Raw genomic sequence first — 23706 nt, 5'->3', positions numbered from 1 at the left:
TCAATAGTGCTCTAAATGAAGATAATACGGATATATTATATCTTATGAAACAATAATCGCTTGTTCAATTTGTGCCAAACGGTCTTGCCCCCAACAAATAACATTTTGAAATCGAAAACAAGGCGCTCCCCATAACCCCATGCCATCTAAAGTGCTTTGGTTAGTATCAGACCATTGTTGCCAGTCATGTTCATTATTATATTCTAACGCTTGTAGATAATTGATTTTATGCTGCTGACATAAAGATTCGATTACCGATTTCTGGGATAAGTCTAAACCGTCAACATAAATGGCTTTAAACGCCGACTTAATAAAAGCGAGCTCTTTATTTTGTTGTTCTGCATAAGAAAAAATTTGAAAAGCATTAAAAATACCTTGCCCTAAAGGATCTGCAATACCGGTAAAAGGAATATTAAGTTTTTTGGCTTCACGACTGGCATCAAAAACAGCATAACGTTCTTTATTTTCTGTCGTGGTTAACCCTCGCATAATCAAAGGTAATAACGGTTTTATCTTTAAAGGGATCTGATAATGCTGACTTAACTTTTCTGCTTGTAATAAACCAATATAAGAATAAGGGCTTCGCAATGAAATAAAGGCTTCTAATATTTTCGTGTCAGCGATGTCAGCGATGTCAGCGATGTCAGCGGCATTATCTTTCGCTTGTTGCTCAGCAAAGACTAATTTATTTTTTTGATAAACAGCAACACTGTCATCTTTTGCTAAACCAAAGTCAGCCAAACGTTTTTCTAGATGTTCAAGCCTATCAATACCGACAAACCATTGCCCCGCAATAAAAATAGACGAAGGTAAATAATGCCCTTGTTTAACTAAACGCATTAAATTTTTAATTTGATAATTTATTACTGGTGTAGAAGCATGATAGTAGTAATCAAAATCATTCGACCAAGTCTGTTGAAAGAGTTGCCAAGCATTATCGAGTGTTTTAGGTCGCAACTGCCACATTTGCTGACCAGTAAAGAGTGATTCTTGAGTCGGTTGTTGCGTTATTTTTTTTAATTGATATTGATCAGCAATAAAGTTGGCATCTTTTATTGCCCAAGTGCGCATTAATTTGGGATCGATAGTTACCCCTGGAACACTTTCATAAACTAGAAATAATTTAAATTGAATATTGAAACGTTGCTCTAGCTCGGGTAACACTTGAATCAGCATAAAGCTATAAGGGTCATTAAGTGCTAAGTAAACTTCAGCGACAGGTGTTTTTCTAAACCAGTTAGGGACGGTAAAATAGCGAAACTTTAGTAACCATGCACGCTTATCACTGCGTATTAGTTTCACTTTAAACCAAGTAAAAAATTTAGTAAAAATAACCCACTCCCTGAATTTTATATGGTGATTTGCAAATTTATTATTCGCCTTTCTGACATGATAATAATATTCACGTAGAATAGCCGCTATTATAAACATATCTTTTCGTTAAGCGTATAAAATACCGTTAATTAATTTAGGGTATAAGCTATATATTTATGAACGCCATAACCCAATTATTTGAGAATTACTTTGTTAGATAACATCAATCAATTATTGCTACGTAATCCCGATTTACTAAAAGCAAAAGCGCCATTATTTATCAACTTACCTATTGACGATTTTTTTCAAGAATACCATGCACTTCATGCTCAAGCAGCGATGACATGTTATAACACTAATTATCAATCACATTTACAAGCCAAACGATTAGACCTCACTCACATGACTGCGGTATTTAATGTCTATTATCAAAGTAAGGCTGCCCATGATTTAGTGATTATTCAGTTTCCTAAAAGTAAGGCCGAATTAACCTTTATGCTAGCGATGATAAAAGACTCGATAGCAAATGATTGTTTAGTTTTGGTTGTCGGTGAGAATAAAAGTGGTATTAAGTCATTAGCAAAGTTGACCGAACATCAGCTTGGCGATTGTGCAAAAATTGATGCTGCTCGCCATTGCTTATTATTCGCAAGCAATATACTTGCAACGCAAGAGTCCTTTATCTTAGACAACTGGCTAAAGCCATATTCTTTTATGATTAAAGACACTAGTGTAGATGTGGTTGCCTTGCCTGGTGTATTCAGTCAAAACGGCCTCGACATTGGCACTCAGGTATTGTTGGAAAATTTACCTAAGAAAATTACCGGTGAGATACTCGATTTTGGCTGTGGTGCCGGAGTCATAGCCAGTTACTTGGGTAAAGTTTTTCCTGAGATTAAGTTACACTTACTTGATGTGAGTGCCTTAGCATTATATTCAGCGCAAGCAACATTGAAATTAAATAATTTAACTGGCCACGTTTTTCCATCAGATAGCTTGTCAGATCTAAAGGGTAAGTACGATTACGTTATTTCAAATCCCCCCTTTCATCAAGGCCTTAAAACCAATTATCAAGCAACAGAGACATTCCTTTCAAAAATAAAACCCCATTTAAAACCAAAAGGACAAGTCACTGTGGTGGCAAATAGTTTTCTCCGTTATCAACCCATCATGGAAGAGGCGATTGGAAGAACACAAGTTTTAGCTAAGCAAAAGGGCTTTTCTCTTTATCATTGTTCAATTTAATTGCTCAATATAAAATTTAAGTTACTATAAATATATGGAAAAAATGAAACGCATTCACTCATTAAAAATAAAGCTAATGGTTATGATCATTGGTTTTGTTGTGTTATCTGTAATTATTTCTTCTTTTATCATCGCTAATTTAATAATTAACGATACTAACGAGGACGCCTCAAATAACACAAAGTATTGGGCAGAGCTTATCGCAAATAGTCAAAGTACCAATCTGGTTAATGATGAAGAGCAATTAATTAGTAACTATTTATCAATGCTAAAACATGTCCCTTATATTAGGCATGTTCATATTTATAAAAAAGTTCCTGACACTGAAGCCATTACTTTCTTCGCTAGCTACAACAAAAGTGCTATAGGCAAGGCTATTTCTGAAAAAAGTGAAAAAATAGCCGAGTTATCTTCAGCAAAGTTTAGCGGCCATATTATAGAAATCATGTTACCTGTAATAGCTGAAGAGCAAACGGTGGGCTATGTCTACATACAAGTCAGCAGCGAACATATTCAGCAAATAACTAATCATTTATTATTGCGCTACACCCTTCTCATTTTCATGTTTATTTTTATTACCGCTTTAATATCAATAGCACTTAACCGCTTTATTACTACTCCTATGTCAGATATGGCAAATAAAGTACAAGATATTTCGAAACATAAACAGTTCAATTTACGCATTGAACAAATGCCTTTTAAAGAGCTCGATATTCTAGCGCGCAACATAAATATTGTACTCAATAGAGCTGAAACTCAACTTGCTAAACTCTCAGATGCCAAACAACTCACTTATCAGCAAAACAAAGATCTTGAAAATAAAGTCAATAAACGTACCCAAGCCTTGAAGGATTCCAATAATGAATTACTTTCAACATTAGAAAAGTTGCATCAGTTTCAAGGGCAACTTGTTGAAAGTGAGAAAATGGCTTCGTTAGGCGATATGGTTGCCGGTGTCGCTCATGAAGTAAATACACCGATAGGTTTAGGCGTTACAGCTTCAACATTATTATCGGATCGCTTATTAGAAATAAAAAAAGCTTTTGATGATAAAACCTTAAAATCAAGTCAATTGAAAAAGTTTCTTGTTGAAGGTGAAGAAAATACCGCAATTATTTACCGTAACTTGAAGCGCGCTGCAGAATTAATTGCCAGTTTCAAAAAAGTTGCCGTTGACCAATCAAGTGAAGAAGCAAGAACATTCAATATCAAAAATTTGTTTGACGACATATTATTAACGTTAGCCCCACAAATTAAAAAGTTACCTTTTATTATTAATGTGGACTGTCCAAGCGAACTCGTCATAAAAAGCAAACCCGGTCCTATCAATCAAATAATTATTAATTTAATACAAAATTCTATTAATCATGGCTTTGATGACAGAGACCATGGTGTAATTACCATACAGACTAGTATTTCTAGCGATATGCTTACTATTGACTATCAGGACGATGGTAGGGGTATTGAGCCTTCTATTATGAATAAAATTTTTGAGCCTTTCACCACCACAAAAAGGGGTTCGGGTGGCAGTGGCTTGGGCTTACATCTGGTGTATAATTTAGTCACACAAGCACTAGGTGGAAAAATATCCTTTATTAGTGAAATTGAAAAAGGGGTTAATTTCAAAATTATTATCCCAACACAAGTCATTAAAGAAGATTAAAGCTGTGCTGATAAATATTTGTTGAATAAGAAGAAACTAACAAACTTGATTGTTTTTTAGTTAGTGGTTCTATACCATACTAATAATTGTATAAATAATTAACAAAATAAGCATTAGTAACATAGCGTTAATATAATTTTCAGCTATAACTAACATACCGTAAACATTATTGCTAAATACATAAAGAATGGAAAAAAAAACATGCAAAAACCTCACATACTTATCGTAGAAGACGAAGATGTTACACGCTTTAACCTACGTAACTTGTTTGAAGCAGAAGGCTATCAAGTATCAGAGGCTACAGACGGTGAGAGCATGGATACTCAATTACAAAAAAACACCATTAATTTAGTCATCATGGATATTAACCTTCCGGGTAAAAATGGCTTATTATTGGCAAGAGAATTAACCAGCAACAACGAGCTAGGGTTAATATTTCTTACCGGTCGTGATAGTGATATAGATAAGATACTTGGTTTAGAAATTGGTGCTGATGACTATTTAACAAAACCATTTAATCCACGTGAATTAACAATTCGAGCTCGAAACATTCTTAACCGAATTGGTCAGACAAAGAATGAAATTGAAAAAGCAGTCATCACTTTCAATAAATGGTCACTCGATGGTAATTCAAGAAAAATGACCGCACCTGACGGGCAAGTTTTATCTATACCTCGCGGCGAATATCGCGCTCTACGTTTATTAATTGAAAACACGGGCCAAATTGTTACTCGCCAGCAATTGATTAAAGAAATGACCGGGCGTGACCTTCGCTCAAATGACCGTACCGTTGATGTAACGATTAGGCGTTTACGCAAACATTTTGAATCGGTACCTGACGCTGCTGAATTAATTAATACCATTCACGGTGAAGGATATCGTTTTATTGGCTCTGTAGATTAGCGCGCTTTATCAATAAACAATTAAAAAAGGGGAAGCAATAATTGCTTCCCCTTTTTTAATTGTCTTAAATCATGGTTATTTTGAGTCTAACCATACTTTAAAAGCAGTAACGGCATTTTTATTTATCTCATTCAACTCAGAGATAAAGGCTGATTTTTCTGGCCATTGCCCGGGTAATTTTTCAATTGCCACCAACTTAGCATGAGCGGTTAACAAACCAACACTGCCAGTTGCACCTTTCATTTTATGGCAACGTTCTTGCCATAATACTTGTGACTCTTGTGCAATCGAATCGATAATGTCTTCAATATAGGTCTTTGATTGCTCAATATATAAGTCCAACATCTGTTGCACAATATCTTGTCCTAAGCTATCCAAGTATCCATCTAATAAATTAACATCTAACTGTTCGGTATAATTCACAAAACCTACCTTAAATTATAATTATCGTGGCGTAATTTTCTTCATTGTAACAATATCAACGCCGATGTCATTAAACAAATGCCTTTCATCTAGATTACTTCAAAGTCATTTGAAAAACATAAAACCATATGAATACAGAGCGTTTCAATAAGTTATCTTGCTCAGTAACTTAAAAAAGAACTGTCGCTATATCTACAAGGAAATATACGTTAGAATACGCGCCCTTAATAAGTTTGTTATGTACTGAAGTTTCAAAAAGCCCTTTACATAGCGTGTTAGAAATACTGGAGTAGAAATGTCCACATTAATGCCTGATATCGCCAACCACACCACAGCTCAAACCGAAGGTACCCTCGATTGGGTTGGAATGAGTAATATAGAAATGCCGATGATGGTTGCTTCGCAAGGTGAGAATGAGCGAATGGTTTCTACTTTTATTGACGCGTTTGTAAACTTAAAAGAACCACAAGCAAAAGGCATTCATATGTCTCGCTTGTATTTACTGCTTGATGAACTTTCAACCAGTAATACTTTAGACTTTCAAAGCTTGGTCACTTTACTCAGTGGTTTTATTAGTAGTCACCACGATCTTAGCGATAATGCTAAAGTGCAGTTCCGCTTCGACTATCACTTAAGAAGAAAATCATTAATTAGTGGTAAGCAAGGCTGGAAAGCATACCCAGTAACATTAACCGGTCGTTTAAATAAAGGTAAACTCGATATAGAGCTAGCCGTTGATGTTAGATATTCATCAACTTGTCCTTGTTCTGCCGCCCTTGCTCGACAGTTAATCCAAAAAGCTTTTAAAGAGAAGTTTAATGGCCAAGAAGCCGATTTAGACTCAATTCATGAGTGGCTGGGTACAACTGAAGGTATTGTTGCTACACCTCATAGTCAACGCTCAGTTGCTGAATTAAAAGTAAAGTTAAATGCCAACATTAGTGAATTCCCTATTACTGCATTAGTCGATATTATTGAAGGCTGTTTAAAGACACCCGTTCAAGCCGCAGTAAAAAGAGAAGATGAACAAGAATTTGCGCTACTGAATGGTCAAAACTTAATGTTTTGTGAAGACGCCGCTCGTCGTTTACAACACGCAATGAATAATACTGCTGGATATGACGACTTTTGGCTACGTATCAACCACCTTGAATCTTTACATGCCCACGATGCGGTAAGTATTACGACTAAAGGCATTGAGGGTGGCTACCAACCCTAAGCTATTGATATTCAATTACAAAAAGTAAGCTAATATTAAAGCCAGTAATTACTGGCTTTTTTATTGATGAATTTTCACCGTATTCTCCACCATCTTGTACATACATCAATGAATAAAAGATGAATAACAGCTAAAATTAGCATATCTCGTCATATCTCGTCATAAAAATAAAAATGTAATTAAATTACAACAAAGTAAACAAAAATCATTCTCAACTCGCTAAAAGCTATTGATAACAGCTTAAAAAATAGGCGATTAAATCAACAAAACCAACCTACACAAGCAATAACCAATAAAAACATATAGTTACACTAATGTACAAAAACTACGAGCAAATACTCTATTTTGATTGACCTTTTATCGATAAGTGTTTAATGTGAAGGGTTCCACCTGAGTGAAAACAGAGTATTTATGCATTATTTGTATAACTTTATTCCTTTAACATGTTCTCTGTGCTCAAGTGGTTATTTCCTGAGGAGAAAATAACATCATGCTTTACGATCACAGCGTTCAAAAAGACAACTGCGGATTCGGCTTAATTGCTCACCAACAAGGTGAAGCAAGTCATAAACTAGTAAAAACGGCAATTCATGCCCTTGATCGCATGCAACATCGTGGCGGTATTGCTGCTGATGGTAAAACAGGTGACGGTTGTGGCTTGTTGATGCAAAAACCTGATACCTTCTTTCGAGCTATTGCCGAAGAAAACAACTGGAAGCTTGGCAAAAAATACGCTGTAGGTATGATTTTCCTCAATCCTGACCCTATTCAAGCCGCTTTAAGTAAAAAGATTCTTGAAGAAGAGTTAGCGCGTGAAACCTTAACACTTATTGGCTGGCGCATAGTGCCTACTGATACTTCTATGCTAGGTGAAACGGCTGTCAATAACATGCCGCAAATAGAGCAGGTTTTTGTTGATGCTCCTCCGGGCTGGAGAAATCGAGATTTAGAACGCCGTTTATTTATGGCACGTCGTCGTGCAGAAAAACGCATTGAAGATAGCGTTTTTTATGTGGCAATTTTGTCGTGCTTGGTAACTATCTATAAAGGCTTAATGATGCCGGTAGACTTACCTAACTTTTATTTAGACCTTGCTGATATTCGCATGCAAACGGCCATTTGTGTTTTTCATCAACGTTTTTCAACCAATACTTCTCCACAATGGCATTTAGCACAGCCTTTTCGTTATTTGGCTCATAACGGTGAAATTAATACAATTAAAGGTAACCGACAGTGGAGTCGTGCTCGTACCCACATCTTTAAATCACCTTTATTACCCGATCTTCAAGATGCTGCGCCCTTTGTTAATGAAAGTGGTTCTGACTCATCATCACTAGATAACATGCTTGAATTATTCCTTGCTGGCGGTATGGATTTATACCGAGGTATGCGTTTATTAATGCCACCTGCTTGGCAAAATAGTCCGTTAATGGATGAAGACTTAAAAGCGTTTTACGAATTTAATTCTATGCATATGGAACCATGGGACGGCCCAGCCGGCGTTGTGGTTACCAATGGTCGCCATGTTGCCTGTAATTTAGACAGAAACGGCTTGCGTCCTGCTCGTTATGTTATTACTCGTGATGGTTTTATCACCCTTGCCTCTGAAGTAGGTATTTGGGATTACGGTGAAGATGAAGTGGTCGAAAAAGGTCGTGTCGGCCCAGGTGAAATGCTTGCCATTGATACTTACACCGGCAAAATATTCACTTCTACCGATATTGATGAAGAACTAAAAGTTCGCCATCCTTACCGTGAATGGTTGGATAAAAACATCCGCCGTTTAGTGCCCTTTCATCAACTCGATGCCGAACTTATTGGTAAGCGTATTTTTGATGATAAAGGCCTATCGCAATACCATAAAATGTTTAATTACAGTTACGAAGAAATTCATCAAATTGTGAAAACATTGGCTGAAAATGGCATGGAAGCAACGGGTTCTATGGGCGATGACACCCCTATGGCAGTACTTTCAAGTCAACCTCGAACAATTTATGATTATTTCCGCCAGCAATTTGCTCAAGTAACAAATCCACCCATAGATCCATTACGTGAACGCTATGTTATGTCGCTGGGTACCTGCATTGGTCGTGAACATAATGTTTTTAACGAAACAACAGGCCATGCCGACAGAATTTTGTTTGCAACACCTATATTAATGTATACCGGATTAAAGCAGCTACGTGAACTTGCCCCTGAGCATTACCGCAGCGACACACTGAACTTAAATTACCGCACAGAAGAAGGTTTACAAGCGGCGATTATCCGTTTATGTGATGAAGCCGAGACATTAGTTCGTGATAAAAACACCGTTATTTTAATACTTTCAGACCGTCAAATTGATAAAGGGTTTTTACCTATACCTGCAGCGATGGCAGTTGGCGCAGTACAACAACGCTTAGTTGAAACACAATTACGTTGTGACTCAAATATAATTGTTGAAACGGCATCGGCAAGAGATTCACATCACTTTGCTGTGTTACTAGGTTTAGGCGCTACCGCTGTTTATCCTTACCTTGCTTTTGAGACAATTGAGCAATTAGTTGAACAAGGACAAATTGAGTTAACGGCGCGTCAAGCTGTAATGAACTATCGTGATGGCATTAATAAAGGCTTGTTGAAAATATTATCTAAGATGGGTATTTCAACAATCGCCAGCTACCGTTGTGCAGGTTTGTTTGAAGTGATTGGTTTGCATCAAAATATCATGAAAATATGCTTCCCTGATTTACCAAGTCGTATTCAAGGCGCTGATTTTTCAGACATAGAACAAGACAACATTAACCTTGCTCGCAAAGCCTTTTTAGCACATCAAAAAGTCAATCACGGCGGCTTACTTAAGTATGTACATGGCGGTGAATACCACGCTTATAACCCTGATGTCGTGACTTACCTACAAAAAGCAGTTCAATCTGGCGATTATGCGGATTACCGCCTGTTTGCCGATCAAGTAAATAATCGCCCTGTGGCAACGTTACGTGATTTATTGGGCTTTAAAGAAGATACCCAAGCCATAGATATCAGCAAAGTAGAACCTGATACTGAAATGTTTAAACGCTTTGATAGTGCCGCTATGTCTATTGGTGCATTAAGCCCTGAAGCTCATGAAGCATTGGCAATTGCCATGAACCGTTTAGGCGGTTATTCAAATTCAGGTGAAGGGGGTGAAGACGAACGCCGCTTTGGTACCGTAAAAAATTCACGTATCAAACAAATTGCTTCTGGCAGATTTGGGGTGACACCGCATTACTTAGTTAATGCCGATGTACTACAAATAAAAGTCGCTCAAGGTGCAAAACCCGGCGAAGGTGGTCAATTACCCGGTGATAAGGTTTCACCGTTAATTGCTAAGTTGCGCTTTTCAGTACCCGGTGTGACCTTGATTTCTCCACCACCACATCATGATATTTATTCAATTGAAGATTTAGCTCAGCTTATTTTTGATTTAAAACAAGTTAACCCTAAAGCGGTTATTTCAGTAAAACTGGTGTCAGGACCTGGTGTTGGCACTATCGCTTCTGGTGTTGCTAAAGCTTACGCCGATTTTATTACCATTTCCGGTTACGACGGTGGTACTGCAGCTAGTCCATTGAGTTCGGTTAAGTATGCCGGTTGTCCATGGGAATTAGGTTTAGCCGAAGCACACCAGTCATTAGTGACTAACGGTTTGCGTCATAAAGTACGTTTACAAGTTGACGGCGGATTAAAAACTGGTATCGACATTGTTAAAGCGGCAATTTTAGGCGCAGAAAGCTTTGGTTTTGGTACCGCGCCTATGGTCACTCTGGGCTGTAAATTCTTACGTATTTGTCATTTAAATAATTGTGCTACAGGTGTTGCAACACAAGACGATGTTTTACGTGAAAAATTCTTTAAAGGTTTACCTGAGCAAGTCATGAACTACTTTAAGTTTATTGCCCAAGAGGTGCGTGAAATTTTAGCCCGTTTAGGGGTCGAAAGCTTAACAGCGATAATTGGTCGAACCGACCTACTCGTTCAACTGACAGGTTTAACCGCTAAGCAGCAAAAGTTAGATTTATCACCAATTATTGCGCCTGTTGTAGCGGGTGCTGATACGGCTCTTTATCAAACAGAAGGAAATAATCCCTTTGACAAAGGCGTACTAAATAAAGAAATATTGGCGGCTTGTACTGATGCTGTTTCACACAGCGCAGGCGGCGAGTTCCGTTTTTCTATACAAAACACTGATCGCTCTGTCGGCGCATCATTATCGGGTGAAATTGCTCGTCATCATGGTGACCAAGGTATGGCGTCATCTCCTATTAAAATTTATCTTAATGGCACCGCTGGCCAAAGTTTTGGTGTTTGGAATGCCGGTGGCTTAGAAATGACCCTGACCGGTGATGCCAATGATTACGTTGGTAAAGGAATGACTGGCGGTAAGCTAACCATCAAGCCACCTAAAGGTGTTGAGTATTTAAGTCATAAAACCATGATCATGGGTAATACTTGTTTATATGGCGCAACCGGTGGCAGACTTTATGGCTGTGGCCGTGCGGGTGAGCGCTTTGCGGTGCGTAACTCGGGTGCTCATGCTGTAATTGAAGGCACTGGCGATCATGCTTGTGAATACATGACGGGTGGCATAGTGACCATTCTTGGGCAAGTTGGTGTAAACTTTGGTGCCGGTATGACAGGTGGTTTTGCTTATGTGTTTGATGAATTAGGTGATTTAGATATCCGCTTAAATAGCGAATCCATCGAGTTATTACCAATAAGTGATCTGACTATTCATCAAGAACATTTACGCGGTATTATTAACCAACATTTTGATGAAACAGGTAGTGCACGCGCTCAAGAAATATTAGCTAACTTTGATGCTTACGCACCACGATTTAAATTAGTTAAACCTACGGCAACCGATGTTAAAACCTTATTAGGTCATCGTAGTCGTTCATCTGCTGAACTTCGCGTTCAAGCACAGTAGTCGTGTCGAGAATGCGAATTAAGGGAAAACAGTATGAGTAAAAATGTTTATCAATTTATCGATGTTAAACGCATCGATCCGCCTAAAAAAGCGATTGAACAACGTAAAATAAATTTTGTTGAAATCTATCAGCCATTGAGTACTGACCAAAGTGCTGGCCAAGCAGACCGTTGTTTAGATTGTGGTAATCCTTATTGTGAGTGGCAATGCCCTGTTCACAATTATATTCCACAATGGTTAGAGTTGGTTACCGAAGGTAAGATTTTTGAAGCGGCTGACTTATGTCATCAAACAAATAGCTTACCTGAAATGTGTGGCCGTGTTTGTCCACAAGACAGACTCTGTGAGTCTGCCTGTACATTAAATGAAGATTTTGGTGCGGTTACTATTGGTAATATCGAAAAATATATTACCGACACTGCGTTTGCACAAGGGTGGAAACCCGACTTATCAGACGTAGTAAAAGTGAACAAACGTGTTGCTGTTATTGGTGCTGGCCCTGCAGGTTTATCTTGTGCTGACGTACTAACACGTAATGGTATCGACGCTGTTGTTTACGACAAACATGCTCAAATAGGTGGCTTGCTCACTTTTGGTATTCCGTCATTCAAACTAGAAAAAGATGTTATTCAAACGCGTCGTGAAATCTTTGAAGGCATGGGCATTGAATTTAGATTAAATGTTAATGTCGGTGTTGATATTACCATTGATTCATTAAGTGAAGAGTACGACGCGGTATTTTTAGCACTCGGCACCTACACAGATATGACAGGAGGCTTTGAACACGAAGACGCTGCGGGTGTTTATACCGCACTCGATTTCTTAATCGGTAATACACAAAACTTAATGAAAATTACTGAAAATGCTAAACCTTTTATCAGTTTTGAAAATAAGAAAGTCATTGTACTCGGTGGTGGTGATACGGCAATGGATTGTGTACGTACCTCAATTCGTCAAAGTGCTACCGAAGTAACCTGTGCTTATCGTCGTGACGAAGCCAATATGCCGGGTTCACCACGTGAGGTTCAAAATGCTAAAGAAGAAGGTGTTAACTTTCAATTTAACATCCAGCCTCTTGATATTGCTGTTGATAAAGAAGGTAACGCCTGTGGTGTTAAATTTGTAAAAACTCAACTAGGTGCTGCGGATGCGAAAGGCAGAAGAAGCCCTGAACCGATAGCGGGTAGTGAGTTTATTATGGAAGCTGACGCCGTCGTTATTGCTTTTGGTTTCTTACCTAGCCCACCACAATGGATGAAAGATGCCGGCGTTGAAATAGATAAACGTGGACTGGTGTTAGCCGCTGATAATAGTGAATTTGCTTTACAAACCACTAAACAAAATATTTTTGCCGGTGGTGATATGGTGCTAGGTTCAGACCTTGTTGTTACAGCTGTTGATCAGGGCCGAAAAGCAGCAATAGGTATTTTAGACTTTGTGCTAAGTTAAGCTATTTCTAGCGTTTATTTTAAAAAGCAGCCTGGGCTGCTTTTTTTTATGTCTAAATTTAATAATATAACCACCCATTCAAACAAAGTGAGCTATATTAATAAAAATAAAATAGAAATCTTAGTTAAAGTTTATAAATAGTATTGCTACTGAGTATATTACGGATACTTAAAATATATATGATCAAATTATCTAACAATTACCTCACCATTTTAACAATAACTTTTTTCCTTTTATTGCTACCATTTAATGGTAAAACTGAAGTCATTGAAGTTGTTACCGAGCTTCTAGAGCCTTATCAAATTAAAAATCCTGATAGTAGCTTAGGTGGTTTTTCTACTGAAGTCGTTGAAGCTTTATTTAAAATAACTGAAGACCATCCTAAGATTCAGATAATGCCTTGGGCAAGGGCATACGACGTTGCACTTCATACCCCTAATGTTTTAATTTACTCTATTGCACATACAAAGCTTAGAAATAAAAAATTTCATTGGATCGGTGCCCTTAAAGAAGAGCGCTTATATTTTTGGGGATTAAAAAAACATTACGCTAAAACTAACTATAAAGTTTCCGCATTAAAAAACCGTAAGATCGCTGTTTCTAGAAATTCTAATTCAGCACAATATTTACTCGCTCAAGACTTCTCCAATATTTACCAACTTGCTAACGAGCGACAAACCATGAATATGCTATTTATTGATAGAGTTGACCTAATACTTGCCACACAAATCACCATAGAAACCAGAGCTAAAAATCTGGGCTATGATTTTAATGAATTACAAAGGTTAAACGAAGTAGCCGCTTTAAATAACAAACTCAGTATTGCCTTTAGTCTTGATACGTCACCGACATTGATAAAAAAATACCAAACGGCATTTCAACAACTAGTAACCACAGGTCAACTTGCAAAAATTAAAGAAAAATGGAAATTAGATTAACCCTCGTATAAATAGAAATTCATTCTTTAAGCGTATAAAATATAGTAGCTACCTGATTACGCGTTTGGCATAATTACCTTAATTTTTAGATTCAGTAAACGGACAACAATATGATCCATAGTATGACGGCTTTTTCTCGCTTTGAAGTGAAAGGTGATTGGGGTAATGCAGTTTGGGAAATTCGATCTGTAAATCAACGATTTTTGGAAACTTACTTCCGTTTACCAGAACAATTTCGTAGCATTGAACCGGCATTGCGCGAGCGATTTCGTAAACAATTAAATCGTGGCAAAGTAGAGTGCAGTTTGCGTTTCAATGCTAACCCATCAGCAAAAAACAATTTATCACTTAATAAAGGCTTAGCTGAACAACTGCTGCAGCACGCAGGTTGGATAAACGAACAAACACTTAATAGTCAATTAAATCCTTTAGAAATCATGCGATGGCCTGGTGTCATGGAAGCTGAAGAAGCCGATATGACCAACATTCAAAAGGAAATTTTGGAAGGATTTGAACAAGCGCTAAAAGACTTTATTGATGCTCGGGCAAGTGAAGGAGAAAACTTAAAAGTATTAATTGAACAACGTCTTGAAGGTATTATTGAGCAGTCAGACAAAGTAAAAGCATTTATGCCTGAAATCATTGCATGGCAGCGTAAGCGGATCACCGATAAATTCACTGACGCCAAAATTGAGCTAGATTCAAGCCGAGTTGAACAAGAGCTAGTATTACTTGCGCAAAAAATGGATGTTGACGAAGAACTTGATCGCCTATTTAGCCATGTAAAAGAGACAAGAAGCATCCTGACAAAAGGCGGTGCACAAGGTCGTCGCCTAGATTTTATGATGCAAGAATTTAATCGTGAAGCGAATACCTTAGGATCTAAATCGATTAATGTTGATACCACCAATGCAGCCGTAGAACTAAAAGTACTTATCGAGCAAATGCGTGAGCAGATCGCGAATATAGAATAGATATTAAGTAGGTCTTATTCTTTTAAAAGCCATAGCAAACTATGGCTTTTTTTATGGCTGATAAAACAACTTAACATAGTAAATATAGACATAGCTTGGTATAACATCAGCAAAGACTTTTGTCAGGAAACTTTAAAAATGATCACACTATCCGCCAACCAATGCCGCATTATTGGTGTAATGCTTGAGAAAGAAATCACAACACCTGAGCAATACCCACTCTCATTAAATGGTATTACCCTAGGCTGTAATCAAAAAAGTAACCGTGAGCCGGTAACGAACTTTTCTGAAAGTGATGTGCAAAACTTAGTTGATGAATTGGTAGAAATGAATCAATTAATGGTAGATAGAAAAGCTTCGGTAAGGGTAAATAAATATTTTCATCGTTTTTGTGATACTGAGTTTGGTCATTTAAAATTTACACGCCAGCAAAAAGCCATTATTTGTGTGTTATTACTAAGAGGGCCGCAAACCCCGGGAGAGTTAAGAACTCGTACCAATCGTTTAGCTGACTTTACCGATGTCAGTGAAGTTGAAACGACTTTGCATCAATTGCAAAATTTAAACAGTAAGATATTAGTCAAAAAGCTAGCGCGAGAGCCTGGCAAACGTGATTCTCGCTACGTTCATTTACTTTCTGATACCCATGAAAATCAATTAGCTGATACTAACATTGTCGATATAGACGATAGTTCATCTGAAAATCAGCCTCGTCTGGAGCAAAGAGTAGCAGATCTAGAAAGGCAAGTTACCGTATTGAGCGAACAAGTATCATGTCTAACAGCATTACTTGAAAATAAGTAATTAACGATTTACTGCGCATGCAGGTCTTAAGTAAAGAACATGCAGATAGTTCCATTATGCATGTTCTACAATCGATACTTGCTTAATTGTCTCGCTTAATTCATTAAGGTCGTGAACGACAACATCTGCCAAATTTTCATAGCTTGCTGTTATACCATAATTGATAAGACAAGACATGGTGTTAGCATTTCGCGCCGCTTGCAAGTCATATAAATAATCACCAACATACAATAAGTTTTCAGGGGCTATCTGCCAAAGCTCAGCTAAATGTAGTAACGCATCAGGGGCTGGTTTAGCTTTGTGATCTTCTCGGGTCAGTAATATCTCAATATCGATATTATTGTTTTTTACTTTTATCGTCGCTGCTTGTCGACAATTTCTGGTAACAATCGCACAAGGTAAAGACAACTCAGCTAATAAAGTTAAAATTTGGTCGGTTCCCGCCAACTTATTTGCTGTCATAGCATCATTTATTTCATATTCTACTATCACCTCATGAGCTTCAACTTGATGATGTTCGGGTAAAGCATCAATAAAATCTAATAAATCTATGCCTTTTGGACACCCCAAGGAAGCTCTTATACTGTCAAAATCTAAAGATGAAGAGACCAAGGTGTTGTCGAGATCAAATATCACCCCTAATGGTTTATGTGCTAACAATACTGTATTACTCCTCGTTATCGGACAAACGAATTAAGTGTAATAATAACATTCGCTTTGATTAGCAATTTATTACACCAAGTTATAATTAAACTGTGCAGTAATACGTGGCTATAGCGAATTCAGATCAGACTCGTCGATTAGCCTTAGAAAATTGATGTCTCGTTAAAACCTAATCAATAAACTGTTGTGAGGGAATGCTTCTATCTCCTCACAACACCCCCCCAATAACAATGGCTAAATGATAGACTCTTGCCAACGGTGTTTAATATGCTCTGCAACTCGAAATGCATTGGCATAAATGGTAAACGTGTAGGGAACACTACCGCCTGTGGGCATAAATGAGCCATCGGTAACATATAAATTATTGACTTCATGGGCTTGACAGTATTTATTCAATACCGATGTTTTGGGGTCGTTACCGAACCGGCAACCTCCTGCCATTAAGTTTGTTGGCGGGTAGCTGCTGACAGAGCTAGTAATATTTTTTGCACCCATACTTTCCAGCAACTTCTTGCCTTTCTCCGCTAGATACTCTCCAACCACCCTATCATGTTGGTGTGCACCAATTCTTACCTTGGCGACTGCTTGTCCCCATTTATCAGTGACTTCCGTGTCTAAACTAACAAAACAATCGTCGGTGGGTAACCAGTCATTAAAGACTTCAAAACGTAAGGTTTTATAAGTGGTAAATTCTTCTTTTAAGTTTTTCTGTAATTGCTCGCCCCACACTAACTCATTTGCATCATTAAATTGTTGCCCTTGTGCACGAGCAATAGGGTTTTGATAAAAAAGAAAGTCTATGGTGCCGCCTTTCGCTTGACCTTGTTGATTAGCACCAGAGAAACTTTTATCGTCAATTTGATACCAGTCTTGCAAAGCACGATTTATAAAAGGGCCCACTTGCTTTAATTGAGCTTGCTTTTGCGTTGTTAAATCAGCAAACAAAAAGTCTCCCTTACCGGTACCTCCACCACTAAACACTAAATTTTTACCCACTTGACCGCTATTGTTCGCAAGCCCTTGTGGGAATTTTTTCCCTTTGGAAGCCAGCAATAAACGTGATGTTTCAACCGCTTGACAAGCAACAACATAAATTTTTGCTGTGGCTTTTTGTTCTCGACCTTGTGAGTCGTAATAATGGATGGCAGATATTTTACCTTCATCATCACTCGCTATATGATAAACCTTAGCATTCGCTTTAATGGTTAAATTTCCCGTTGCCACAGCATGGTTTAACAAAGCAGCTCGACCACTACCTTTGGCACCGGTTGAACAACCATAGCTACTACAATACCCTGAATACTCGCAACTTTTTCGTCCCATGGCTGGAGTCGATAAGATGGCACGAGGTACTGGCATTGAGTGATAGCCAATATTTTTTGCTGCTTTGTCAATCCAGTCTGATACTTGATGATCAACTAATGGCGGGTATGGGAAATCGGTTGAGCGTGGTTCTTGATGAGGGTGTGAAACAACTTTCCCCGAGACACCAACATCTCGTTCTACTTGCGCATAAAAAGGTTCAAGCTCGTGATAACTGATCGGCCAATCGACAATATTAGCGCCTTCAATATCACCAAAGGTTGACTTTAACTTAAAATCTACCGGCTTTAATCGATGAAAATAACCACTCATAAAGTTAGATGAACCACCGACAACATTACCGTTCCAGAAGCTCCAGCCCGACTCACTTGTTGGCTCGCCTTGCCAATAGTTTTCTCCGTCAGCGGTTTGATATTCTTCTTCAATAACATGCTGTTCATCAGCCAGTTTGGGATTATAAGCATCACGTAAACTAATCGCTAATTCATCTTTGAAAAATTCTTTCTCGGTTAACCACGGACCTTTTTCCAGTATTAATACTTTAGCGCCCGCTTTAGCTAATGTATAAGCGACAGGTGAGGCCCCTGCACCACTACCAACTATGCAAATATCAAAACTCATGCTTTGTTACTTCCTTTAACTGTCGACCACTTTTTATTTGCTAATAAGTCTTTTGATTGAATAATGTTGTTGGCACTTTTATCACCGGTCACCGAACGTTTGGGTAACTCGAAATAACGTTGACCCGCTTCAGGTAATGGAAAGCCCGCTTGATGCTCTAGCCATTGCCAACCTGTGCCTTTTGGATTACCGCCATAAGCGGGTGGCGATAACATAGCTTCAAAAATATAACCCAGTAGATTATTGAGCCAGTTTTCGCCAGCTCTCGAGCCACTTATCCCTCGTAACATGGTTTCTTTTTCGACTTTGCTTAACTCAGTAAAGGTTTTTTGTAATTGGTTTTTTGTATAACCATTTAACCAACCGACACCTTTAAAAATAAAGTCAATTTCACTTTTTTCAGTGGGTTGCTGATAAACAACGTTATATAAATAAACAACGACTTGTAACTCTTTGGCGCTTGGACCACTACTTGATTCTGGTAAGAGATGATCAACCACGGCATTCAAGGTTAACCAAGGCTCTGCCTGCAAAGTCTCAAACACTTTATCTTTTTCATGTTGACTGAACGCTACCGCAGGAAGTGCAGAGATTGCCGTTGCTCCCGCCGCTGATTTCAATAATTTACGACGAGAAAACTTATGTGATAACCAAGATGGTGTTTGATAATTTTTATCAAAGAAGCTGTTGATTTTATTTAATGCTGTACCTGACATTGATTTATCCTTTTGTCTCACTGCTTTGCCATTTATTAAGAAAGGCTAACCACTGTTCTTTAGAATATTGTTCACCAACGAGTAATTCGGCAGTATCTTTTGATAAAAGCATTTTACCGCTACTTGTTGATACGTACATATGAGGATAGCCTAAAACGGGTGGTAAAGATTTCATAAACGCTTCATTTTCATTACTGTCACTGACGCTTATTTTTAACAAGACAAACTCACTATGGAGCTTCTGATAAACCTCAGGGTTTTCAGCCAAAAAAACATCCATTTTTTTACACCAACTGCACCAGTTACCACCAATTTCGATTAGCACATTACGCTGAGTTTTTTGAGCAAGCTTTATTGCCGCATTCGCATCTTTAAAGGGATCGCTTTTTTCATCATAGACTTTACTGTATTTAGGTAAATCATCAGCGTTAATGGCTGAGGCGGGTGTTATTAACAAAAAAGAGGCGAAAGTAACAAGCATTAACACAACAAAGCTTTTCATAAATAGACTCAATATAAATTAGGATATTGTAAAGTACTGCTAACTAGACCCTAATTAGACTAACTATATTTCAAATTGTTTTCACGTCATTATGTCAAATTTGTTGCTGAACGATTATAATGCGCAACAATTATTTCACCATAGGTATATTAACATGCGTCCAAGCGGCAGAACTCCAGGTCAAATACGTCCTGTAACCATTACTCGTCAATTTACTACTCATGCTGAAGGTTCAGTATTAATTGAATTTGGCGACACCAAAGTTATTTGTACTGCCTCAGTAGAAGTCGGTGTACCACGTTTTTTAAAAGGACAAGGTAAAGGTTGGATCACAGCAGAGTATGGCATGTTACCTCGCTCTACACACACTCGTATGCGCAGAGAAGCAGCTAACGGTAAACAAAGTGGTCGTACGTTGGAAATATCTCGTTTAATCGCTCGTGCATTGCGCGCAGCTGTCGATTTGAAAGCCCTAGGTGAAAATACCATTAGCGTCGATTGCGATGTTATACAAGCTGATGGCGGTACACGTACTGCTTCAATTACCGGTGCTTGTGTCGCATTAGTCGATGCTTTAAATTATATGCGCGCTAAAGATATTATTAAAACTAATCCATTAAAGCACATGATAGCAGCAGTTTCTGTTGGTATTTATAAAGGTGAAGCCGTTTCGGATCTTGATTACCCAGAAGATTCTGCTGCCGATACCGATATGAATGTCGTTATGACAGACACAGGTAAATTGATTGAAATTCAAGGCACAGCAGAAGAAGCGCCGTTTAGTTTTGATGAAATGCACAATATGCTAGCGTTAGCAAAAGACAGTATTAACGAATTATTTGATTTACAAAAGTTAGCGCTTAGCTAAACACTCTGATTAAAGTGGGAATAAAGATGAAAGATTATCAACGTGAATTTATTGAATTTGCTCTAGCGAAAGAAGTACTACGCTTTGGTGAATTCACTTTGAAGTCAGGCCGTACAAGTCCATACTTTTTTAATGCGGGTTTATTTAATACCGGCGGTGATTTAGCACGCTTGGGTCGTTTTTACGCACAAGCACTGGTTGATTCTACTATCGCGTTTGATTTGCTTTTCGGTCCAGCTTATAAGGGCATTCCAATTGCAACCACCACTGCGGTAGCATTAGCCGATCATCACGGTATGGACATACCTTATTGCTTTAACCGTAAGGAAGCAAAAACTCACGGTGAAGGTGGAAGCTTAGTTGGCTCTCCTTTACAAGGTAAAATAATGTTAGTGGACGACGTTATTACTGCGGGTACTGCTATTCGTGAATCAATGGAAATTATTAAGGCCCATGGCGCTCAATTGTCAGGTGTATTAATTGCTCTTGACCGCCAAGAAAAAGGCCAAGGTGAATTATCTGCTATTCAAGAAGTTGAACGTGACTTTGGTACACAAGTTATTGCCATTGTTACCCTAGCTGACGTGGTCACTTACCTTGAAGAGAACCTTGCTTTGCAACCTACATTAGCGAAAAGTTTAGCGAGTATTAATAAATACCGTGAGAATTACGGTATTTAGCTGACAATCATTACTATCACTTTAGCTTAATGATACAAGCACAATAAAAAGCCTCATTATTTATTAATAATGAGGCTTTTTCTTTATAGCGCAATAACTTAAGAGGTTTAGGCTTAAGAGGTTTTAGGCCGTTAATTGGAAATGAAAACTGGGCTCTTTTTCATAAGCTTGAGTAATGCCAGCATAGAGGCTTTCAATTCTTAAAGCTCGCTCATCAACAGAGCTATCACGGTTAGCTATAATTTCGTCCTGAGACGCTAATGTGCGATTAACTAGCGTATCAAAATCTTCTGTTTCTTGATTTTCTTCTGCTGAAAAGACATCACTAGACTTACCTTGGACCGTTACATTTTTTGCTTTACTGGTCTCTGCTGAACTAATCGCGGCCAGCTCTGTTTGCGCTTGTAAAATAGCTCTCGACGCTGAAGCTGCGACACGGGTGTCTTGAATTGATGGATCTGCAGGTGCTAGTGCGGCGGCATAGACCTTTTGCATTTTCGTTATGGTTGCTCTTGGATCGCCATTAACCGTAGAAAGGTCTACTGAAACTTCACCACCAACAGCATATTTCTTTCCGTCAGGACCCATTTCAAAAGTATATGAAGGTGAGCCCGTTGATGCGCCACCGACAGAAGCATGTGCCAATTCATGAGCACGTACTTCTTGATCTCTTAGTTGTAGCTCATTAATAATTCTTTGTTCGGTAAAAGCTTCTCGACTGTTAGGAGCCGGTTTGCCATCAGGGGAGCTTGCTGAATTTTGACCATTTTCACTATCATCTTCAATAGCATTTTCGTTTGCTAAAAAAGTCTCAGCTGCAGATTGTTGCTCCGATGAACCACTTTCGCGATTACTATCACCGCTAATCGTTTTTGTTGCTGATTCCGCTTGCTTGCGGATGCTTTCAAAATCAACATTTTCATTATTCTGTGCGGGGGTTCTGCCTCTTTCTCTGTCAGAAGCTACCCCTTTTTCTGCTGCAGACTGGTTTGAGGCCGCTGGTTTTGCAATAACTTCGCGGATATTATTTTCACGACGCAAGCTATCCGTTTGCGGATTAACCGCAGTAGGAATAGACAGAGTAGGCGTTTGCGGCGTGATGTTCATCGGTTATGCTCGAACGTCTAATAGCGTACCTAAAGTTTCATCAGCTGTTTGAATAACATCTGCGGACGCTTTCGCTTGAAATTCTGCAACTTTTAAATCGACAACGGCTTTGGTAAGGTCTGGTAATTCTGCTGAATTAGCATTCTTACTAGCTGTATCTGGGCTAGGTGCATTATCAGTATTGTTTTCTTGACCAATACCAAAATCTTCAGGACTAACAGCTAAGTTAGCCGCAATATCTGCTGCAGCTTCTGTGACATCGCCTTGCGCTTTTTGAAAGCCTTGTAGACCACTTGCTAATGCTGATTGTATTTCCATAACAAACTCCTCTATACCTATTAACAGAATAACAATGTACAAATAAGTAAATACTAAATTTACAGACTTAATTTACATATTTAATTTAAATACTTAGCTTAAGTAATCGGCCTAAGTACTCAGTTTTTGCTATTTAACCCTGCAACATCTTTGTTCAATTATCATACAATACGACTAAAAAGTAAAGGATCGATTTATCGATAAGTACGTTCAACTAAAGGGGCTAGCCAAGTCGTTAGTGTTTCGATAAACGCCTCTGGGTGAGAAATAAAAGGTGCATGTGATGCCTGCTCAAAAATAACAACATCACTGTTAGGTGATAATGCAGTAATAGCTGTAATTGCCTTGCGCGGCACTAAGCCGTCAAGCTTTCCGTATAACCGCAAGTAGGGTATCGATATTTGGGCGAGACTTTCGCGCTGATCAACGGTTGTCAATAATTGCAGCGACTCATCTAAAGTTGATTTGGTTGGCATTGGAAACTGCATAACGAGTTCTCGTAGCAATTTAATATCATGACGTAAATGAGGGCTGCCCATCGCCTGAACTTTTAAAAAGTTATTAATCGTCTTGGCGGTATCTTCTGCTAATTGTCGATGAAATATCGCTAAAACATCCGGCTTAATGCCAAACCAGTTCTCTTGCTCAACAAAACAAGGCGAGCTAGCGACCGTGATTAATGCTTTCACTTGCTTTGGAAAATTTAATGCTATTTCACTGGCAATCAAACCACCTAACGACCAACCTATATATACCGCAGGTTTTGCTACAGATTGCGCTATTAATGATGCAACTTCAGCTAAAGTATAAGGAGATATTGAGTGTTCTAAATTGGCACCAAAACCAGGTAAATCGACAGTGATCACTTCAAAGTGCTCTTTTAATACCTCGACACTCGGTTGCCAAACGCCCGAGTTTAATCCCCAGCCATGAATAAAAACTAGCGGAAGTCCGCACCCTTGACTCGATATTTTTAAAGTTTCTGCCATGCTCATAATAGAGGGTATTACCGTTAATTTTTATTACAC

General features: G+C 38.4%; 20 protein-coding genes. 11 read left to right on the top strand and 9 right to left on the bottom strand.

The features are described 5' to 3' along the window. Positions 1 to 42: 42 nt before the first annotated feature. Positions 43 to 1302 (bottom strand): DsbA family protein, encoded by a 1260-nt coding sequence (locus A3Q34_RS11615; RefSeq protein ID WP_197517583.1) that lies wholly within the window; start codon positions 1300 to 1302, stop codon positions 43 to 45. Between the two features lie 222 nt (positions 1303 to 1524). Between A3Q34_RS11615 and A3Q34_RS11610 the strand changes: the two genes are divergently transcribed. From A3Q34_RS11610 to arcA, 3 genes are all read left to right on the top strand, one after another. Further along, complete coding sequence (locus A3Q34_RS11610; RefSeq protein ID WP_231907344.1) at positions 1525 to 2559, top strand: methyltransferase; 1035 nt, start codon at positions 1525 to 1527, stop codon at positions 2557 to 2559. A 43-nt stretch (positions 2560 to 2602) separates the two neighbouring features. Continuing rightward, positions 2603 to 4222, top strand: a complete 1620-nt coding sequence (locus A3Q34_RS11605) for a sensor histidine kinase (protein WP_197517582.1) — start codon at positions 2603 to 2605, stop codon at positions 4220 to 4222. Between the two features lie 201 nt (positions 4223 to 4423). Next, the gene (arcA, locus tag A3Q34_RS11600; protein WP_070375514.1) at positions 4424 to 5125 is read left to right on the top strand and encodes a two-component system response regulator ArcA; all 702 of its coding nucleotides are present in this window, start codon (positions 4424 to 4426) and stop codon (positions 5123 to 5125) included. Positions 5126 to 5200: 75 nt separating this feature from the next. On the opposite strand, the gene A3Q34_RS11595 is transcribed toward arcA, so the two are convergent. Then, a complete protein-coding gene (locus A3Q34_RS11595) occupies positions 5201 to 5548 on the bottom strand; it encodes an Hpt domain-containing protein (RefSeq protein WP_070375513.1) in 348 nt (115 codons plus the stop codon). A 295-nt stretch (positions 5549 to 5843) separates the two neighbouring features. On the opposite strand from A3Q34_RS11595, the gene folE2 reads away from it, so the two are divergent. The 6 genes from folE2 (at position 5844) to A3Q34_RS11565 (ending at position 15880) form a co-directional block, all read left to right on the top strand. After that, positions 5844 to 6767 (top strand): GTP cyclohydrolase FolE2, encoded by a 924-nt coding sequence (gene folE2, locus A3Q34_RS11590; protein ID WP_070375512.1) that lies wholly within the window; start codon positions 5844 to 5846, stop codon positions 6765 to 6767. A gap of 487 nt (positions 6768 to 7254) precedes the next feature. Then, positions 7255 to 11715, top strand: a complete 4461-nt coding sequence (gene gltB, locus A3Q34_RS11585; protein ID WP_070375511.1) for a glutamate synthase large subunit — start codon at positions 7255 to 7257, stop codon at positions 11713 to 11715. Between the two features lie 33 nt (positions 11716 to 11748). Then, positions 11749 to 13164 carry an FAD-dependent oxidoreductase gene (locus A3Q34_RS11580; protein ID WP_070375510.1) on the top strand — a complete coding sequence of 472 codons (1416 nt, stop codon included), beginning with the start codon at positions 11749 to 11751 and terminating at the stop codon, positions 13162 to 13164. Between the two features lie 179 nt (positions 13165 to 13343). Then, positions 13344 to 14102 (top strand): substrate-binding periplasmic protein, encoded by a 759-nt coding sequence (locus A3Q34_RS11575; RefSeq protein ID WP_070375509.1) that lies wholly within the window; start codon positions 13344 to 13346, stop codon positions 14100 to 14102. 110 nt (positions 14103 to 14212) lie between these two features. Next, positions 14213 to 15076: a YicC/YloC family endoribonuclease gene (locus tag A3Q34_RS11570; RefSeq protein WP_070375508.1), complete on the top strand. Its 864-nt coding sequence runs from the start codon at positions 14213 to 14215 to the stop codon at positions 15074 to 15076. A gap of 138 nt (positions 15077 to 15214) precedes the next feature. Further along, positions 15215 to 15880, top strand: a complete 666-nt coding sequence (locus tag A3Q34_RS11565) for a YceH family protein (RefSeq protein WP_070375507.1) — start codon at positions 15215 to 15217, stop codon at positions 15878 to 15880. A 54-nt stretch (positions 15881 to 15934) separates the two neighbouring features. Here the strand turns inward: A3Q34_RS11565 and A3Q34_RS11560 are convergent, their stop codons facing one another. The 4 genes from A3Q34_RS11560 to A3Q34_RS11545 form a co-directional block, all read right to left on the bottom strand. Next, on the bottom strand, positions 15935 to 16540 hold the full coding sequence (locus A3Q34_RS11560) for an HAD family hydrolase (RefSeq protein WP_070375506.1): 606 nt from the start codon (positions 16538 to 16540) through the stop codon (positions 15935 to 15937). 237 nt (positions 16541 to 16777) lie between these two features. After that, on the bottom strand, positions 16778 to 18487 hold the full coding sequence (locus A3Q34_RS11555; RefSeq protein ID WP_070375505.1) for a GMC family oxidoreductase: 1710 nt from the start codon (positions 18485 to 18487) through the stop codon (positions 16778 to 16780). Further along, positions 18484 to 19203: a gluconate 2-dehydrogenase subunit 3 family protein gene (locus A3Q34_RS11550; protein WP_070375504.1), complete on the bottom strand. Its 720-nt coding sequence runs from the start codon at positions 19201 to 19203 to the stop codon at positions 18484 to 18486. The genes A3Q34_RS11555 and A3Q34_RS11550 overlap by 4 nt, the downstream gene beginning before the upstream one ends. 4 nt (positions 19204 to 19207) lie before the next feature. Continuing rightward, the gene (locus A3Q34_RS11545) at positions 19208 to 19705 is read right to left on the bottom strand and encodes a thioredoxin family protein (protein ID WP_083277985.1); all 498 of its coding nucleotides are present in this window, start codon (positions 19703 to 19705) and stop codon (positions 19208 to 19210) included. A 154-nt stretch (positions 19706 to 19859) separates the two neighbouring features. On the opposite strand from A3Q34_RS11545, the gene rph reads away from it, so the two are divergent. Both rph and pyrE read left to right on the top strand, forming a co-directional pair. Next, positions 19860 to 20573 (top strand): ribonuclease PH, encoded by a 714-nt coding sequence (gene rph, locus A3Q34_RS11540; protein ID WP_070375502.1) that lies wholly within the window; start codon positions 19860 to 19862, stop codon positions 20571 to 20573. 26 nt (positions 20574 to 20599) lie between these two features. Further along, complete coding sequence (pyrE, locus tag A3Q34_RS11535; protein WP_070375501.1) at positions 20600 to 21253, top strand: orotate phosphoribosyltransferase; 654 nt, start codon at positions 20600 to 20602, stop codon at positions 21251 to 21253. Between the two features lie 123 nt (positions 21254 to 21376). Here the strand turns inward: pyrE and A3Q34_RS11530 are convergent, their stop codons facing one another. The 3 genes from A3Q34_RS11530 to bioH all read right to left on the bottom strand — a co-directional run bounded on the left by A3Q34_RS11530 (position 21377) and on the right by bioH (position 23673). Further along, complete coding sequence (locus A3Q34_RS11530; RefSeq protein ID WP_070375500.1) at positions 21377 to 22360, bottom strand: putative metalloprotease CJM1_0395 family protein; 984 nt, start codon at positions 22358 to 22360, stop codon at positions 21377 to 21379. A 3-nt stretch (positions 22361 to 22363) separates the two neighbouring features. Next, a complete protein-coding gene (locus A3Q34_RS11525; protein WP_070375499.1) occupies positions 22364 to 22678 on the bottom strand; it encodes a hypothetical protein in 315 nt (104 codons plus the stop codon). 194 nt (positions 22679 to 22872) lie between these two features. After that, complete coding sequence (gene bioH, locus A3Q34_RS11520) at positions 22873 to 23673, bottom strand: pimeloyl-ACP methyl ester esterase BioH (protein ID WP_197517581.1); 801 nt, start codon at positions 23671 to 23673, stop codon at positions 22873 to 22875. Positions 23674 to 23706: the final 33 nt, after the last annotated feature.

It is taken from the genome of Colwellia sp. PAMC 20917, assembly GCF_001767295.1.
In the GTDB taxonomy this organism is placed as follows: domain Bacteria; phylum Pseudomonadota; class Gammaproteobacteria; order Enterobacterales; family Alteromonadaceae; genus Colwellia_A.
This window is presented reverse-complemented; position numbering and strand designations above follow the sequence as displayed.